The organism is Sandarakinorhabdus sp., assembly GCF_031422795.1.
Lineage (GTDB): Bacteria > Pseudomonadota > Alphaproteobacteria > Sphingomonadales > Sphingomonadaceae > Sandarakinorhabdus.
On the sequence record NZ_JANPML010000019.1, the window covers coordinates 1 to 1,657 of the forward strand.

The following is a 1,657-nucleotide window of genomic DNA, read 5'->3' on the forward strand; positions in this document are numbered from 1 at the left end:
CATGAAGGCCTTCGGGCTTTTCAGCCAGCCCCACAGATTGTCCCAATCCCAGTTCTTGCCCTTCATGCCGCCCAGGGCTTCAGAATAGCTGAAGCCGGCCTTGGCCGCGATCGGGCTGCCAACGACGCCGTGCAGATTGGGGCCCGTGCCATTGGCACCGCCGGCTGCTGCATTGTGGCAGGCGGCGCATTTCTTGAACACCGCTTCGCCCTTGGCGACATCGGCGCTGGCCAGATAGAAGGCCGCCGGCTTTTCAGCTTCGGCGGCAGCAGCGCCGGCGGCGGGCGCTTCTTCAGCGCCAGCGACTTCATAGCCGGGCTTTTCCGGCAGGTGGCGGGCAAACATCATGTCGCTGATGATCGACACGCCGAGCACGGCCACCAGGCCAGCGAGGATGCCACCGAAGATCTTGTTCCACTCAAAGCTGTCCACGTCGAAGCTCCGTTGCGCGCGCGGGGTGATGGCCCTGCGCCTTCCTGCCGCTGCGATTAGGCAATATCGCGCAGGCCCGCAAGCATTTGCTTGTTGCAGCGCACTATCATATCGAACGGCGATGACGAGCAGCTATCCGCCTCTGGCCCAAACACTGGTTGATCGCATGGTCAGCATCGCCGCTGCCACGCCCGAACAGGCCGTGGCCTTTCAGGGTGCGCCGGGCGCCTATAGTCACCAGGCGGTGCGGGAGGCGTTCCCGGATCGGCTGCCGCTGCCGTGCCCGAGTTTCGAAGACGCCATCGAAGCCGTGCAGGCCGGCCGCGCCGGGGTGGCGATGATTCCGATCGAAAACAGCCAGCATGGCCGGGTGGCGGATATCCATTTCCTGCTGCCCGAATCCGGCCTGTCGATCGTTGGGGAACATTTCGTGCGCGTGCGGCATTGCCTGTTGGGTGTGGGCGACAAGGCGGCCCTGCGCGAAGTGAAGAGCCACCCGCAGGCGTTGGGCCAGGTGCGCCGCCATTTGCGCGCCTGGGGTCTGGCGCCGGTGCAGTTTTTCGACACGGCCTCTGCGGCGGCGGCGGCTGCCGGTGAAGGAAATCCGGCGATGGGCGCGATTGCCAGCCGGCTGGCGGGTGAACTTTATGGGCTGAACATCCTGGCCGAAGGCGTTGAGGATGCCGATCACAACACCACGCGCTTTGTCGTGCTCAGCCGGGAGGCGGTGCCGCCGCCGTTGGGCCTGCCGGCGATGACCAGTTTCAATTTCGAAGTGCGTTCGGTGCCGGCGGCGCTGTTCAAGGCGCTGGGCGGTTTCGCCACCAATGGCGTCAACATCACCAAGCTGGAGAGTTATCTGCGCGATGGCTCGTTCGCACAGGCCGAATTCTATGCCGAGATCGAAGGTTCGCCAGCCGAACCGCCGGTTGCACGCGCGATGGAGGAACTGGCGTTCTTCACCAACTGGGTGAAGGTGATCGGCAGCTATACCCGCGCCCGGGATCGGGCGGACTGAAGTGGGCGCGCGGGATCGCGCGAACTGATCCCCTCTCCCCTTGCGGGAGAGGGCGAGAGACGCCGAAGGCGGCCCGGGGTGAGGGGTTCAAGCTGCGGCCGCGGGAGCAACCCCGCACCCCGGGCCCCCTTCGGCGTCTCTCGCCCTCACCCCCCAGGGGAGACGGGATCAGTTAGCGCGAGCCCGCGCGCCCCCATCAGTCCGCCC

The 1,657-nt window shown here is 66.0% G+C and carries 2 protein-coding genes; one reads left to right on the forward strand and one right to left on the reverse strand.

Translation table 11 applies throughout. The annotated features are described in order from the left end of the window. The coding region (locus tag RMO81_RS01020; RefSeq protein ID WP_310473866.1) for a c-type cytochrome at positions 1-432 on the reverse strand (432 nt) is incomplete at its 3' end. A 121-nt stretch (positions 433-553) separates the two neighbouring features. Between RMO81_RS01020 and RMO81_RS01025 the strand changes: the two genes are divergently transcribed. Beyond that, positions 554-1,450 carry a prephenate dehydratase gene (locus RMO81_RS01025; protein WP_310473867.1) on the forward strand — a complete coding sequence of 299 codons (897 nt, stop codon included), beginning with the start codon at positions 554-556 and terminating at the stop codon, positions 1,448-1,450. The last annotated feature ends 207 nt before the right edge of the window (positions 1,451-1,657 follow it).